The sequence below is a fragment of the Paenibacillus sp. LHD-117 genome (assembly GCF_030929555.1).
In the GTDB taxonomy this organism is placed as follows: Bacteria; Bacillota; Bacilli; order Paenibacillales; family Paenibacillaceae; genus Pristimantibacillus.
Genome location: NZ_JAVFVT010000040.1, coordinates 1 through 15,681, shown reverse-complemented (window position 1 = coordinate 15,681; position 15,681 = coordinate 1). Strand labels below are relative to the sequence as shown.

Below are 15,681 nucleotides of genomic sequence, written 5' to 3'. Positions count from 1 at the left end.
CCTTCATCAAAACTCGTAATAGCCGTAAGGCTTTAAGATTCGATTCAGTTGCTCGGCGGGCAGCGGACGATGAAAGTAATACCCCTGCACCTCTCGGCATCTCAATCGTTTCAAATAATTCAGTTGGTCCTCCGTCTCCACGCCTTCCGCAATAACGTCAATTCCCAAGTTGTAAGCCATGGCGATGATCGTAGACACAATGTCGGCATCGATCGAATCGGTCATAATGTCCCGTACAAAAGATTGGTCGATCTTAAGCCGGTCGATCGAGAATAACTTCAAATAATACAAGTTGCTGTAGCCGGTGCCGAAGTCGTCGATGCAGACGTGAATGCCGAGCTTCTTCAGCTCCCCCAGCACTTCGATGGCAAAGTCGACGTCCATCGTCATCGATTCGGTTATTTCGAGCTCCAATAATCCAGGATCAAGGCCCGTCTCGACAAGAATCCTCTGAACGGTGTCGACCAGGTCCCTCTTCAGGAATTGGCGGGTCGAGAGATTCACCGATATCTTCATAGGCGTGACGCCCTGATCGATCCACTGCTTGTTCTGCTTGCATGCGGTCCGCAAGACCCATTCGCCGATCGGCACGATCAGACCGGTCTCTTCGGCGATCGGAATGAACTTGGAAGGCGACACGAGACCCAGCGTCGGATGGTTCCAACGGATCAAAGCTTCCGTGCCGATGATCAGGCCGGTCTCCAATTCGATCTGAGGCTGGTAATGCAGAACGAACTCATTGTTCTGAAGCGCCTTGCGAATGGAGTTCTCCAGCGTGAGCTGCTCCATGCCGATGCTGCTCTTGGCGGCCTTATAGACGGCATAATTGTTTTTTCCGCTGTCCTTGGCGAGGTACATCGCGATATCCGCCCGTTTCATCAGCGTCTCCGCATCCGTGCCGTCCTGCGGGTAGAACGCGATGCCGATGCTTGCCGTGATATAGAATTCGTAGTCCTCAACCACGAACGGCACTTCGAACGCCTTGATGATGTTATCCGCGACCTCAATAATCTCTTCTTGGTTCTTCATGTCCTTGACCACGATGGTGAATTCGTCTCCGCCCATTCGCGATACAAAATGTTTAGACGTGCGGCAGCAGTTCTTCAGTCTGCCCGCGACCAGCTTAAGCAGCGCGTCTCCGTTGTTATGGCCCAGATTGTCGTTGATTTTCTTGAAGCTGTCGAGATCCAGGAACATAAGGCCGAACGGGTTTCTCTCTCCTTCTTGCGAATCCAGCAGCTTGTTCAAGTGCTGCGTGAAAAAACGCCGGTTAGGCAATCCGGTCAGATCGTCGTGATAGGCCAAATGGTTGATTTGTTTCTCCGCCTTGGATCGCTCCGTAATGTCGCGGAACTGGGCGAAAGCTCCCATAATGGTGCCGTTCTGGTCGTAGATCGGGAAGGCGTCGAACAGGCAGACCAGCTTCTCGTCCTGACTCTTCTGCTTGATGCTGATCTCCATATCCTCATAAACGATGCCGTAATGGAGAACTTCATTTATATATTGGCTGATCTTCAGCTCGACGATCGACTTGTGAAGGACGTCTTGCTTCTTCAGATCGGTGATGTATTCGGCGAACTGGTTATATTCCGTAATTTTGCCGTCGCGGTCGGTAATGATGATTCCGTTCCTTGTCGTCTCGATCACGACCTGGTTCAAAATATGCAGCCTTCTGTTCTGTTTCTTGAGGAGAAGCTCTCTCTCGATGGAATCCACGACCGTGCATAACATGGCAAGCAGGAACGGATTATGCTGGTCGATCGTAGTCATGATCGTGATTGTGCCGAGAAGGTTGCTGACATCCGTGTATTGGAACGGGACGGAATAACAGGCGCTGGCTTCCAGGAAATGAAAGTAGTGGTCTCTCCCGATCAGTTGGAACGGCTCGCGGTGGTCCAGCGCCAGATTGATGCTGTTCGTGCCCGCCTCCTGCTCCGTGAAGACCAGTCCCACTCGAATCCCGGATTGGCTGACGATGGTCTTGATCGTCTCGTCTCCCGCCATCTCGAGAATGCATCCGTTCTCGTCCGAGATCAAGATCAGGAGCGGCAAGCCCTTCATCAGCTCCAGCATCTTGTTCACGAAAAAATTAATGACGGACAAGATCTCCTCGTATTCCATTCTCTTGCTTGCTAGTTCCGCTTCCGTCAACACGGTCGAAAACGCAGGCACGACACCCGGATTAATTCCGAGCCTATAGCACCTGTCTTGCGATTGCCGCAGCCAAATCTCGTTATTCATCATAATCCTCACTTCCAACGATCCATCTCTATGAAATCAAGTAAAAACGGCACTTGCCGTACTCTGACAACTTAAAAAAGCCAGCACAAAAGACTATACAAGGGTAGTCGCTCTGGCTGACGGTTCTTCACAGAAAAAAAAGGAATTTATAGGTACCTTCCATCTATTTTACTTCAGCAGTTCTCAACGTTCAACAGAAATATGCAGGAATATGGAGGATTTGACGATTTTTTCGGATAGAATCGACTCTTATCACACAATATAGGTTAGGAAGGTCTTAGATGCCGTCCAACTCGATAGAACGATAGGAGGATTTATCGATTGAAACAGGTCCAGGAATTGATGTCGAAAAACCCGAAAACCGTCACGTTAAGAGACAATGTTCATGAAATTGCCGTCATGATGGCGGAGCATGATATCGGATTCGTCCCGGTCGTGGAGGTCGGAGACAGCGGCAAGCTGCTGGGCATGGTCACGGATAGGGATTTGGTCGTACGGGGTTATGCGAGGAAACGTCCCGGATCGTGTCCCGTGCAGGATGTGATGAGCGAATCGCCCGTGACCGTCTCGCCGGACACGGACGCGGAAGAAGCCGCGTCGCTCATGGCCACGCATCAGATCCGCCGGCTGCCCGTAGTCGATAACGGCCGCCTTGTCGGCGTCATCGCGCTCGGCGACCTCGCTACAGCCAAGATGACGGACGAAAAGGCAGGCCAAGCGCTCAGCGAAATTTCGGAAAACCCCGCAACCCCCTTGCATTAAAGCGGCGGGATGATGGTTCGCCAAGGAGCGGCAAAACGCTTTATTGCGCTTTCCGCTCCGCGGCGTAACCTATTTGTAATCGCTCGGACTGACGCCTACGTATTTCTTGAACACCTTGGAGAAGTAGGTCCGGTCCGAATACCCAAGCCTCCCCGATATGACCTCGATGGTCGCTTCCTTGTTCTTCATCATCTGCGCCGCGATGCCCATCTTAAGCCGATGGACGTAGTCCGTGTAGTTCATCCCCGTCAGCTTCTTGAAATAACGGGAGAAATAGCTTGGATTCAGGAACAGGTAGTTCGCCATGCTCACGGAGGAAATATTTTCAGACAGATGGCTGCGCACGTAGCTTTCGATCACTTGCAGCTTCGGCGTCTTCGAGAAGGCCATCGCCTCTTCGGTCATCGAATCCATGATTTGTTCGATTCGTCCGACCGCCAGCTCGATCGTTTCGTTTAGGTCGCCCGATCGCAGGAGACATTGATGGAAGAGATCCGAATCGCGCGAATATCGGGACTCGAACTCTAGCATCCGGATGAATTGGGAGCAATCGCCCAGCCACTTCGCCGGATCGGCTTTCGCTTCCGCCGCTTCATGGGCGATTCGGCGCAAAATGTCTTTCAGTCCGGCGGCGTCGACTCTGGCGAACGCATCCATCCATTCGGTTTTGGCCTGCAAGGCGAAATAGGCCGCTTCCTGCCACGGCAATTCTTTATATTCCCGCATAACGGCGTCGGGTTTACGCTCGTAATAACACCCTTGCCGGAACGTCCTTAGTTTCCCGAACATCGGGCCGATCGTTTCCATCCCTTGGAAGGAACGGCTAATAACGAAACGGATCTCGATTCGGATATAGTTTTTTGCCGCTTCCCCTACTTGCCTGATGAAGTCGGCCAATCGTCCGTGCGCGTTCAGGGCGAGGTTATTCTCGAAGTTATAAACGATGCCGATGTCGCCGTCCTCCCCTCCGATGACCGATAGGCCTTCTTTCGCTTCCGCGAAATCATCCATGATGTTGGACAAAGCGTACCGGATCAGCTTCAGATCCTTCAGCGCGTATTGCCGAATGAATGAAGCGTAATCCATCCGGAGGATCCCGGCGATAAACTGCGGTTTGTTCCAATCGATGCCGATTCGGAGACCCAGCTGCCTGACGGAATCGGACGTCTCGCCCGATTTGATCCGGTTCATAAAGGATTGCTTCAACACATCCTTGTTCCTCTGGACTTCGACGCGCTTCTCCAGCAGTTCCTTCTGCTTGACCGTTTCGCTGAGCAATACGACCGACTTGTTCAAGCTGTCGCTCAGCTTCTCCGGAGTCAGCTCGTCCTTGATCAAATAATCGTCCGCACCGACCCCGATCGCTTTCCGCGCATAATGGAAATCTTCGTGGCAGGTCAGGAAGATGACGCGCAGCTCCGGCTTCAGCCGCTTCATTTCGGCGGTTAGCTCGATGCCGTCCATATGAGGAAGCCCGATATCCGATATGACGATTTGCGGGTTCTTCTCCTTGAACAGCTCCAGCGCCTTCTGGCTGGTTAAAGCCGAACCGGCTAGCCGCAGACCGTGCTCCTCCCATGGAAGAACCCGCTCCAAAAATTTAAGCATCGGATAATCGTCGTCCACCAGCATCACGTCATAAACCATCGCGTTTATCTCCTTCCACGTCCAAGCTGTATTGCGGAATCGTTAACGTGAACGACATGCCGGCGCCCTTGCTCTTCTCTGCAAGAAGCCTTACGCCCGCCCCGTAAGTCAGCCTTAATCTTCTCAGCGTATTCGCGAGGCCGACGCCCTTGTTTTCTTCGCCAAGGTCCTCAGATTCGAGCCTGGCATTAAGCTTCTCGGTTTCCGCGGAATCCATGCCGACGCCGTTGTCGGTTACGCCGACCGTCAACAAGCGGTCGTTGGCGCTGATTCCGACGCCAATGACGGCCTCCGGCGGCAAGTCCGAGAAACCATGGATGATCGCGTTCTCGACGAACGGCTGCAGGATCAGCCTCGGCACCTCGAAGTTCTCCAATTCGGCCGGCAGCTCGATGACAAGCCGAATTTGCAGGCCGCTGCGCACTTTCATGATGTCCACGTAATCCTGGAGAAGCTTGCACTCCTGCTTCAGGGTGCTGTTCTCGTTCATTCGCATATAGGCGCGCAGCAGGCTCATCAACGAATCGATGTGCTTGCTGCGGACCATATCCCCTGCGAGATACAGCTCGCATTTGATGGAATTAAGCGTATTGAGCAAGAAATGCGGCTGGATTTGGGAGAACAGAGCCTGAAGCTCGATCACCCGTTTCTCCTCTTGCTCCTGTTCGACGCTAGCAATGAGCTCATTAATTTGATCCAGCATCGTGTTGAAGGCGCGCCCCATGACGGCGAACTCGTCGTTGCCCTTCACTGGAAACCGGACGAGGCGGTTGCCTCCGCCGAATTGCTCCGCCGTATTTTTGAGCTTGAAGAGCGGACGGTGCAGACGCCTCGACAACGCGATCGAGATGAGAATAAACACAAGTACGAAGACCGATAGAAACATCGCATAGAGCTTGAACGTCCGAGTAATCTGATCCGTCATCTCCGCCGACGAGAACCGATGCGTCAGCTTCCACCCCGTCTTCGCCACGGAAGCGGCCAGCTCGATCGCATCTCCCTCCCGTTCCCCCGAATCCGACGCCAGCCGGTAGATCGTCTCGCCCGACTCCTCCCGAAGCTCGATCGTTCCCGTTCCGACTCCGCCAAACAACTTGTCGAAATACGAATGCGGAAGACCAACGTACAACACGCCGAAATATTCGCCGCCCTCGCCCTTTACTGCCTTCACGAAAAAAGAGTAGGATTGCTCTCCCGAGGAAATGTCCATCCAATAAATCCGGCTCGGGCTCGCCTTCCGAATCCATGCGTCGTCGACTTGCCGCTCCAGTTCCCGAAGAAGCGCGCGATTCTCGCTCTCTTCGACTCCGGCGAGCGAGATCGGGAGATGTCCCCGATTGACGTAAATCACGCGGGCATCAAGCCCCGTCGTCTTGGAGAACGCGAGATCCAGCAGCTCCGTTATCCGGTTATATCGTTTGTATTCTGCGCCCGAGGCCAGCTTGCCGACATCCCTGAACGCGAGCAGATCGCCGTATGACGCGCTGTGAGGATAACTGAACAGATTGGTCGCGTAAATAATGTCTTCGATGTTTTTGCTCAGATCCATCGCCATGACGTCCAACACGTTCTGCCGGGAGCTCTGGACCTTATCGATGACCACGTCCTTAATGACGAAATAAGTCATGGCCGACACGGCCGCGAGCGGAACGATGATAAACAGAAACATCGACAATTGATTGCGGATATAAAAAGAACCCATGGATAGCCTGCGCATTGTCATCCCCCTAGCTGATACCTCTATTGTAAATGGGGACAGGCCGACACGCCATCGGCGTCCTTTTGGAGAAAACAGGAGGAAAAGGCAACCGACCGGTCGCCTTTTCGCCCTACTATTATTTTGCGGATTCGATTACCGTCTTCGCGGCTTCCGTCATGGCGGCCTGCGCATCCTCCGCCGACTTGTTATCCAGAATATAACCGCTGAAGCCGTCTTCGATCACTTTCTTCAGCTGGCTCGCGTAGCCCGTCGTGTAGTTCGCGTCGTAAATCGTCTTCACTCTGCCGTCGAACGCGGTCGCGATCAGCGACGCTTCGTCGATCAGATTGCCGTTGTCGCCGATCAACGCCTTGGTCACCGTAGCGCCGTCGATGCTTCTGGAGCCTGGGAAATCGCGGATGACGTCCGTCTGCTGCGCCATGTAGCGAATGAATTGGTACGATTCTTCCTTATGCTCCGACGTTGCGCCGACCGAGAGGAAGTTGCCGCCGATATAAGATAAACCGATCTCGACTTCCTCGGACGAGCGCGGCAGCGGCGCGAACACCGTCTGGAAGTCGTGCGGGTATTTCTCTTTGTCCGCGATCATGCCCAGGATGAAAGTAGCCGTCGGAATCATCGCCGCGTCGCCGTTCAGAAACTCCGTCGCGTAATGCAGCTTCGCTCCCACGATGTCGGAGAACGGCTTCACCGACTTGTCTTCTTGCTCCATCGCGCGGCGCAGCTCAAAAAATTGCTTGTAGCTTTCGTCGCCGAAAATCGGGCTTTTATCGGCATTCAAATACGGGTGTGGTTTCTCCGTATACGTGATGAGGTTGACGTATTCGCCCCAGGTATGGAAGTAGGCGCCGTACTGTTTGTCTTGGCCTTTGCCTTTGGTCAGCTTCTTCGCGTATTCGCGGAAGTCGTCCCATGTCCAGCCCCACTCCGGCACCGGCAAGCCCGCTTCGTCCAGAGCGCTTTTGTTGAGCGCAATGAGCCAAGGCGAAGCCATGTCTTGAATGCCGTACATCTTGCCGTCGTAGCTCGGGCTTACGTAAAATTCCTTGGAAGCGTCGATCTTATCCTTCGCCAGGAAGTCGTCCAGCGGCTCGAGCACCCCGCGGGCCGCACGCTCGACGATAAAGTCGACGTTGGAGAACTGGACGACGTCGATCGGCTCGCCCGTCGCGGCCATGATATCCAGCTTCTTGTAGAAGTCCGTGCTGTTGCCGTTATCTACCAACTGGATAGGCTCCACGTCGATGGCAGGATTTGCCGTCTCGAAGTTGCCCGCGATCTTTTGGATGTTCTCCCAAGTAACGCCGTTCGCCCAGGTATAGTACTTGACCGTGACCTTGTCCTGAGGCTTCTCCTCTCCCTCCTGCTTGCCTTCGTTGCCGCTCCCCTGGTTCGTTGCTGCCGGCTTGTCGCCCTCGCCCGATTGGTTGCCGTTGCCGGAACCGCAGGCCGCCAGAAGCAGCATGACGAGCGAACAAATAAATACCAGTTTCATAGCTTTCATTTTGAAGTTCCCCCTATGGATTCGTTTGATTAGGAAATCGCTGACAACTTGATTGTAGGGGCTGGCGGCCGATTCCGGTGTGAACGATTTTGCTCTCTTCGTGCACAATTCTGTCCTACCGCCGCCATTCCCGTCACCCTTTCACGCCGCCGACCGTGATTCCTTTGATCACCTGCTTCTGCAAGAGGACAAAGATAAGCAGGATAGGCACGATCGTCGACACGGCGGCCATCATGATCGCGGCGTAGCTCGTCCCGTATTGATCGGAGAACGACTGCAAGCCGAGCGTAACGGTGTAGAGCGGCTTGCTGATCAGGAAGATCAGCGGATTCTGGTAATCGTTCCAGGTCCACAGGAATTTCAAGATGCCTACCGTTGCCAGAATCGGCTTCGACATGGGAAGAATCATCTGCCAGTAGATCCGGAAGTATCCCGCGCCGTCGATTTTGGCCGCCTCCATATATTCGTTATGAATCCCGATGACGAATTGCCGCATCAGAAACGTTAGCGGAATGGAGAACGCGCCCATCAGAATGATCGCTTCATGCGTATCGTATAACCCGAACCACTTGATCAGGATATATCTCGGCACGAGGGTCGATTCGGACGGAATCAGGAAGAACGACAGCAAGAGGACGAAGAAGCCGTTCTTGAACGGGAAGTTTAGCTTCGCGAACGCAAAACCCGCCATGGACGAGAAAATGAGCGTAAGGAACGTCATGAGTATCGCAAGCTTAAGCGAATTAAGGTAATACAGACCGAACGGCACGTTGCCCATCCAGACGGTTTTGAAGTTTTCGACGATATTCCAATGCCGCGGAATCCACTCGATCGGGAAGGTCAGCACATCCGCTTCCCGCTTCGAGGCGGCGGATAACATCCATAACAGTGGCGACATGAAGAATACGGCCAGCGCGCCCATGAAGAGGGTAGCCAGCAGTTTGACGATCGGTATTTTTTTCATCGTGCTCCCCCTTAATATTGGCTTTTCTGCGCGCGCCACGTAATGGCGGTGATAACGGCGATGATGACGAACAACGCCCAAGACAGCGCCGAGGCGTAGCCCATCCGGAAGTTCTGGAACCCTTCTTCATAGAGGTAATACACAAGAACGTTCGTGGCGTTGTTAGGTCCGCCTTCCGTCAGGAACGCGATCAGGTCGAATACTTTGAAGGAGGATACGATGGCCGTGATGCTCAGGAAAAACGTCGTCGGCCCTAACATCGGGATGGTGATGGACACGAATTGCTGGAATCTCCCCGCGCCGTCGATCTGGGCGGCCTCGTATAGCTCGTCCGGGATGCTCGTTAATCCCGCCAAGAAGATAATCATGTTATAACCGATTACCTGCCATGCGGCAATGACGATAATCGCCCACAGGGCAAAATCCGTGCTGCCCAGCCACTTGGGCGGGTCGCTGACGCCGAACGTCATCAGGACTTGGTTCACGACGCCTAACGAGGGATGGAACAGCGCCGAGAACACGGTGGCCACCGCTACCGTCGTCGCGATATAGGGAATGAAGAATACGACCTTGAACAACTCTTTGGCAACGACGGCCGAATGGATGATGACGGCAAGCACGAGCGCCGCAGCCATGCTGACGGGCACCGTGATGACCGTGTAGAGCAGGTTGTTCGATAACGATTTGTAAAATTTTTCGTCGCGAAGCAGCTTCTCGTAATTGTCGAGGCCAATAAACTTGATCGCGTCGAAGCCTCCGACGAGATTCCATTCCGTGAAGCTCAAGTACAAAGAGAATACTAACGAAAACACGCCGAGCAGCAGAATGCCGATAATCTCGGGCGCAATGAACAGAAAACCGAATGCCGCTTCCTTCCGCTTGTTGGTCCAGAACGGCTTGCGCGGCTCCGCTCCGGCTTGCTGAATCTTGGCTGCCATGATCTCTCACCTCAATGTTGTAAAGTTAAGATAATCATAGACAACCGGAAGGGACATAGCCGCTAATGATTTGTACCTAAATGTGCACTATTTTTACCTTGCGTTCGTTACAGGTCCCGGACCGAAATTCGTCGATAAGCTTCCTCATGGACGATAACCGCAAGCCGGCCGGCTTCTTCCGCTACCGCGGCTTGGTACCGCTCGTTCAGCACGACGGCCTTGACGGTTTCCTTCATTTCCTCGAAGCTTTTTGGCTCGCCAACTTTGCGGGACTCAACGAACATCAGGGAGTACCTTCCTTCGCCGCCCTCGATAATGCCGCTCCACTCGCCGCTCCGCTGTTCCAAAGCCGCTTCATAGAAGGGGTCTCCGCCTTCCTTGGCCGCTCGATTGTCCTTGCCGTAATGCAGCTTCTCCGCGACGGCATCCGGGTGCAGAGAGACAAGTTGTTCCGGCGACGCCCCTTGCCCAAGCTCATGCATAACAGCCTCCGGCATCGGCGAGTAGCCCGGCGGGAACGCAACCCGTACCGCATCGATCTCGTCAGCGGCGCGATACTCCGGCAATAGGCGCAGCTGCTCGTACTTTTGCTGCAATGCGTCGTCCGTCAAGGACCATTCCCGTTCAAGGAGGCGAAGCAGCGCGATCCGGTTCCCTTCATGTTCGTGCTGAAAAAACATGTTTAGCGTCAGCTGCTTCGGGCCGAATACCGGCTCCCCTTTCTCGAGCGCCTTCGCCCTTCGATGGTTCTCCGCCTTGAATCGGCGGAGGAACGACTCGTAGTCCGTACCCTCGAGCACGCCGAGCCGCTTCATCATGGTTTGTTCCGCTTTGATCCGTTTCAGCTTCTCCAGCGTCTGTTCCTTCAACCGCTCGATCGGAATTTCCCCGCCGTACGCCGTCGTCCAAAAATCGGCGTTGTCCTCGGCACCGTAACGCTCGTGGAAGTAACCGTATACCTCGGCGACGGAATCATTGGCCCATAACATGAATTCGTCCATAAAAACAGACTCTCCCCCAATAGCCAAGACGGCCTCGCGTTCGTTCCCCGTCCCGTCGGAAGCCGCGGCTACGACGAATATAATCGCCGCAGCCGCGGCAACTGCGGCAAGCACCGCGGCGGCGACAGGATGCAGCCGCCTCTTCTTGCCCGGGCTCATCCCCATCCGAAATCCCTCTCTTTCTATTGTTTTACGATTTCGATGCTGCAGATGACCGCGTTATCCAGGCTCGCGACAAAATCCAGATTCAGCTCGCCATCGGTAACGGTAATCGAGAAGGTACGATCCGCTGCGATGTATCTACCGCCCGCCGCATGAACGCGGTCGTGCCGCCCGCGTCGATCCGCACGGCCGAAGACGCGCCGCCCCCGGAGAGCGCCAGCACGGGACCGATGCCGACGGCTTCTCTTGTCCCGAACGAGACGTCGCCCGTCGAAGCGAACGGTCCTTCGTTGACAAGCAGGAACGAAACCCGCTTATCGGCCATCTGGCCGTTGACGTAAGCCGTTACGTCGAATTCGACCCATTCTCCTGCCGTGTTGCCGATTGCAGCGCTGCCGATGAAAGTCGTTCCGGCCGGGGCATTGTTCCAGGTAATGCCGGTCTCCGTCCAATTCTCGTCCGTCGTGCCGTACAGGCTGACCGTGCGCGTCGTCGCCGCGTTCACCGACGATACGTATAACCGGAGCTTGGCGGATTCCGCCGTCGTTCCGGCAAAGCCGCCGAAGTCAACCTTGACGTACGCCTTTCTTGCGTATCCGCTTGCGTCCGACTTCACCGTCATGGAAGCAGCCGTTCCGTAATTCGAAGCCGCGTACCCTCCATCTCTTACGTAGCTGTCGGCTTCAGCCGGAATATTGAGCGTGGCGGGCGCGTCAACGTCGGATTCGTAAGCGCCGATATCGGGGCTGCCCGTATACAGCGCGTTGCCCCAGAAGTCCTTGCCCCCGTTGCTTCCCACATACATCCCGCTGTTAATGAGCGACGATGCGCTCTGCAGCTTATAGCCGGGCAGCCGGTTCGCGTCCGTCATGTCGATATTCGAGCCGCCGCTCCCTGCGGCGACAAGCAGCGGATCGGCCGAGACGAGCCCGGGATGGGAAGCAGGTCCGTTCGTAGCCGCGATGGATGCCGGATAAAAGCCGTTGTTCCGGAATTCCGTCGAAGCGCTCCATGTACCCGAGCTCGCGAACGCGGACACCGTGCCATCCGCTTTGATGATATTGTTGTAGAATTTGGCGGTTGCCGTGCCGCTCCTTTTGAAAATTTGCGTTGTTACGCTAGGGCCGATATAGATCGTGTTGTTATAGATTTGATTGCTCGCGACGTTATTGGGATAATGGAAAATTTCTTGCCCCGACCGGTAACCGTCGTTCTGGCTGATATTGTAGCGGAATTTTAAATTTTTCGCGTTCGGCATGACGAGCAGCAAGCCGCCGGAATTGTCGTGGCTGTAGTTGTATTGGAACACGTCGCCGTCGCAGTTAATATCCGAGTCGAACGCCTCGCCGTCGCAGTTAATATCCGAGTCGAACGCCTCGCCGTCGTTATACCCGCCGGTTCCGCCGTACACTTCGTTGTATTGGATAAGCGCCCCCGTCGTATAATGCGTCCAGAGACCCGCGTAGTTCGCGGTGTTCGTCTTGCTATGATTCTTGATGATGTTGTATTCTGCCAGCGCGCCCGATGCCACCTCCGCCAGCACCATGCCGTCGCCGAATACCTCTTCCACGAAGTTACCCCTGAATACGATGTCCGTATTGATGCGCGGATACTGGTTGTTGCCCGCGTCAGACTTGATCCGGATGCCTTCCTTGGTCACGTTCGCCACATGATTGTTCTCGACCAGCACGTCATTGAACCCGGCTTGCACGCCGAGCGTCGCCACGCCGTCCTTGTCGATATGGGTACCGAAAAAGATAATGCCTCCCGTTATTTTGTTGCCGTTAACGTTCGAGTTGACGTCGTGCACGTAACAATCGCGCACGTAAATATGGGAATTGACGCCTGCCTGACTATTATAGGCCAAGATGCCGGCCCTCGCGGAGATCACCGTGGTGCTATAATTCGTTACTTCCAGGTTGTTGATTTCCCAGTGCTGTTGGTTGTACAACATGACGGCCCCCGACACGTTGACGGGATACGTTGTGCCCGCGCCGTTAATGATCGGCTTGCTGCCCGCGCCGTATTGGTCGATGATGATCGGGTTCCCGGATACGCCGGATCCCTTCGGCCACAGCTGGCCCGTCCAGACCCGATCCGTGCGGAACAAGATGCGATCGCCTGGTTGGAATGTCGTTGCGTTCACCTTGGCCAGCGACTTCCATGGCGAGGATTGGGTCGTGCCGCCGTTCGCGTCGTCGCCCCCGATCGAATCGACGTAATACGTCGTATTCGCTGCACTCGCTTTCTCGGGACCCGGGTACGCGTAAAAGACGCTTGCCAGCAGCAAGCACGCCAGCAACAGTGCCGTGTTCCTGGTTAAACCTTGCATCATAATCATTTTCCTCCCTTATAAATGATAACGCTTACAACAATTAGTTTAATCGAACCTATTGCTGCTCGCCGTGAACGATTTTGACTCATCGGTGCATATTTTTGACATCGACCGCTCGACCTATGATACCATGGATGAAAGTCCCGTCTTAGCGACATTTCGACTTTTTTCGACCTAACTAACCCCGACTGGAGGGCCTCCATCATGCAGTCAGAATTGACGCCGTATATTACCCTGGTCACCACCTCGGGCGTGCTGAACACGTTTCTTTGCCTCTATGTATTTTTCAAAAGACGGGAGTTTCCCGAGGCTCGCCTCCTCGTATGGTGGACGGCTTTGCAATCGGTCTATATTTTCGCCTTTGCGTTCGAGCTCGCCAGCGAAACTTTGGCCGAGATCAAGCGGTGGGGCGTCGTGGAGTACGTCGGCATCGCCTTCGCTCCGGTCGTCGGCTTACTGCTCGTCCTCCGGTATATCGACAGAAGGATTCCGCCGGCGCTCGCCTATGCTATGTTCGCGATTCCGGCCGTGACGATGCTGCTTGTCGCGACCAACGACAGCCACCATCTCTTCTATAAGGATGTTTATCTGCGCCCGGATACCCCGACCCCGATGGCCGACATCATTGTCGGACAATGGTATATCGTTCACGGAGCCTATACCTTCGGCTGCCTGCTGGCGGGCGTCGTTCTGCTTCTTCGGCAATGGCTGTCCACAAAAAATTCGTTCCGGGTACAGCTCTTCACGCTCATCTGCGGCCAATGCCTGCCGATGATCGGTTCATTCCTCTATTTGATCGGCGTAACGCCGCATGGCATGGATCCCGTTCCTTTTATACTGAGCGTCACGTCGGCCTTGTATATTTGGGCCATCCTTTCCACGCGTTTGCTGATGATCGTTCCCATCGCGAAGGAGAATATTTTCGAGAGCATGAAGGAAGGCGTTATCGTACTGGACCGTGCCGGACGGCTAATCGATTACAACCGGTCGGCCACCGGCATGATTCCGTCCTTGCGGAGAAACCTTCTTGGCAAGAAACTCGGCGATATATGGGAGAACCTGACCGGACTGCCGTTTCAGGGCCTTCGCATGAAACGAGAAGAAGAGACGATTATGGAGCTTGCGTGGGAGACCGGCGGAAAATTATCGGTTTATCAAGCGCGGCTGTCGACCGTGAGGGGGCGCGGCGGGGATCCGATCGGCGATTTGCTCATGCTCATCGACGTCACGGAACAGAAGAGGCTGGAAGAGCAGCTTACACGAATGGCGTATTACGACGGTTTGACGGGCTTGTGCAACCGGACTCAGTTTATGATCCGGAGCAAGGAGCAGCTCGATCTCGCCGCTCTTCGGGAACGTCCGACCTCCATCGTGTTGTTCGATATCGATCATTTCAAAGGCTTTAACGATGTTTACGGCCACGAGACCGGCGACAAAGTACTGATACACACGGCTAACGTCTGCCTCGGCGTTCTCGCGACGGACATGCTGTTCGCACGGTACGGGGGCGAAGAATTTGTCGTCGCGCTTCGAGATGTCACGATCGAGCAGGCCGGAGAGCTGGCCGAGCAGCTGCGTTCGGCGCTAGCCGCGACGCCGTTCTCGTCACCGGCGCACGGCATGCTCGCGGTTACGGCAAGCTTCGGCGTCGCCACCTCCGAAGCCAGCGGCGATAGCCTGGAGACGCTGCTTCGGCTTGCGGACGCGGCGCTGTACAATGCGAAGCGGAGCGGCCGCAACCGCGTCTGCTTGCATGAAGCAGCGGGCGCTGTGCGCTAGCAAGGAGCGGTGGCGGCGGGCGCGCTAGCAAGGCGTGGCGGCGGTAGCGGCGGGCGCGGCGGTGGAACGCGGCAGCGGGCGCGGCGCGCTAGAGGAAGGGCGCGGCGGAGCGGCTGCGGGGCGGGCGCAGCAGTGGAGGCGGCGGCGGGCGCAGGCGCTGTGGTGCATCCCATACTGTGGTGCATCCCCTACAAACACGTGACAAGTAGATCGCTCCGATTTTAATGTGACCATTCCATGCTCTAACGGAACTCCGCGCTCTTATTATGCGATTATTAGCCTCATCGGATTTCTAACGGAATTCTCAGCTCTTATTCTACTAAAAATAGCAATTTTTCAGGTGAAAAAACAAAATAAGGCCCCTAACTTCCGTTAGAAATGCAAATCGATTAAAATGAGCCGAATAACCGGTTAGACCCCCTAAATCCGGAGACTTGCCCATGTAGAGAAGGTTTCTTGCAGTATTACTTTAAATATCGCAAGTTTTCGTCCATTTTCTTGGCTACACAACTCGGTTGTATGGTTCCAATTCTGCGGGCAGCTTCGTTTTGGCCCAGGCCATGAATGCGGCGGGAGAGCGTTTTCCGAGATTCCTGTGCATCCGCCGAGTGTTGTAAAAATCGATGTA

The 15,681-nt window shown here is 54.8% G+C and carries 10 protein-coding genes; 2 read left to right on the top strand and 8 right to left on the bottom strand.

The annotated features are described in order from the left end of the window. Positions 1–6: 6 nt before the first annotated feature. The gene (locus RB620_RS24895; RefSeq protein WP_308099124.1) at positions 7–2,244 is read right to left on the bottom strand and encodes a putative bifunctional diguanylate cyclase/phosphodiesterase; all 2,238 of its coding nucleotides are present in this window, start codon (positions 2,242–2,244) and stop codon (positions 7–9) included. A 318-nt stretch (positions 2,245–2,562) separates the two neighbouring features. Here RB620_RS24895 and RB620_RS24890 point away from each other — a divergent pair, with 318 nt between their 5' ends. Beyond that, entirely contained in the window at positions 2,563–3,003 is a 441-nt protein-coding gene (locus RB620_RS24890) for a CBS domain-containing protein (protein ID WP_308099122.1), read from the top strand. A gap of 69 nt (positions 3,004–3,072) precedes the next feature. Here the strand turns inward: RB620_RS24890 and RB620_RS24885 are convergent, their stop codons facing one another. The 7 genes from RB620_RS24885 to RB620_RS24855 form a co-directional block, all read right to left on the bottom strand. After that, the gene (locus tag RB620_RS24885) at positions 3,073–4,650 is read right to left on the bottom strand and encodes a response regulator transcription factor (RefSeq protein ID WP_308099120.1); all 1,578 of its coding nucleotides are present in this window, start codon (positions 4,648–4,650) and stop codon (positions 3,073–3,075) included. Next, positions 4,640–6,367, bottom strand: a complete 1,728-nt coding sequence (locus RB620_RS24880; protein WP_308099118.1) for a sensor histidine kinase — start codon at positions 6,365–6,367, stop codon at positions 4,640–4,642. Before RB620_RS24880 ends, RB620_RS24885 begins: the two co-directional genes overlap by 11 nt. Positions 6,368–6,485: 118 nt before the next feature. Next, entirely contained in the window at positions 6,486–7,874 is a 1,389-nt protein-coding gene (locus RB620_RS24875) for an ABC transporter substrate-binding protein (protein WP_308099116.1), read from the bottom strand. A 133-nt stretch (positions 7,875–8,007) separates the two neighbouring features. Then, positions 8,008–8,838, bottom strand: coding sequence for a carbohydrate ABC transporter permease (locus RB620_RS24870; RefSeq protein ID WP_308099114.1), 831 nt, complete (start codon positions 8,836–8,838; stop codon positions 8,008–8,010). Positions 8,839–8,849: 11 nt separating this feature from the next. Beyond that, positions 8,850–9,776 carry a carbohydrate ABC transporter permease gene (locus RB620_RS24865; protein ID WP_308099112.1) on the bottom strand — a complete coding sequence of 309 codons (927 nt, stop codon included), beginning with the start codon at positions 9,774–9,776 and terminating at the stop codon, positions 8,850–8,852. Between the two features lie 107 nt (positions 9,777–9,883). After that, positions 9,884–10,942 carry a peptidylprolyl isomerase gene (locus RB620_RS24860; protein WP_308099111.1) on the bottom strand — a complete coding sequence of 353 codons (1,059 nt, stop codon included), beginning with the start codon at positions 10,940–10,942 and terminating at the stop codon, positions 9,884–9,886. An 82-nt stretch (positions 10,943–11,024) separates the two neighbouring features. Continuing rightward, entirely contained in the window at positions 11,025–13,274 is a 2,250-nt protein-coding gene (locus tag RB620_RS24855; protein ID WP_308099109.1) for a CBM96 family carbohydrate-binding protein, read from the bottom strand. A 204-nt stretch (positions 13,275–13,478) separates the two neighbouring features. Here RB620_RS24855 and RB620_RS24850 point away from each other — a divergent pair, with 204 nt between their 5' ends. Next, entirely contained in the window at positions 13,479–15,053 is a 1,575-nt protein-coding gene (locus tag RB620_RS24850) for a histidine kinase N-terminal 7TM domain-containing diguanylate cyclase (protein WP_308099107.1), read from the top strand. The last annotated feature ends 628 nt before the right edge of the window (positions 15,054–15,681 follow it).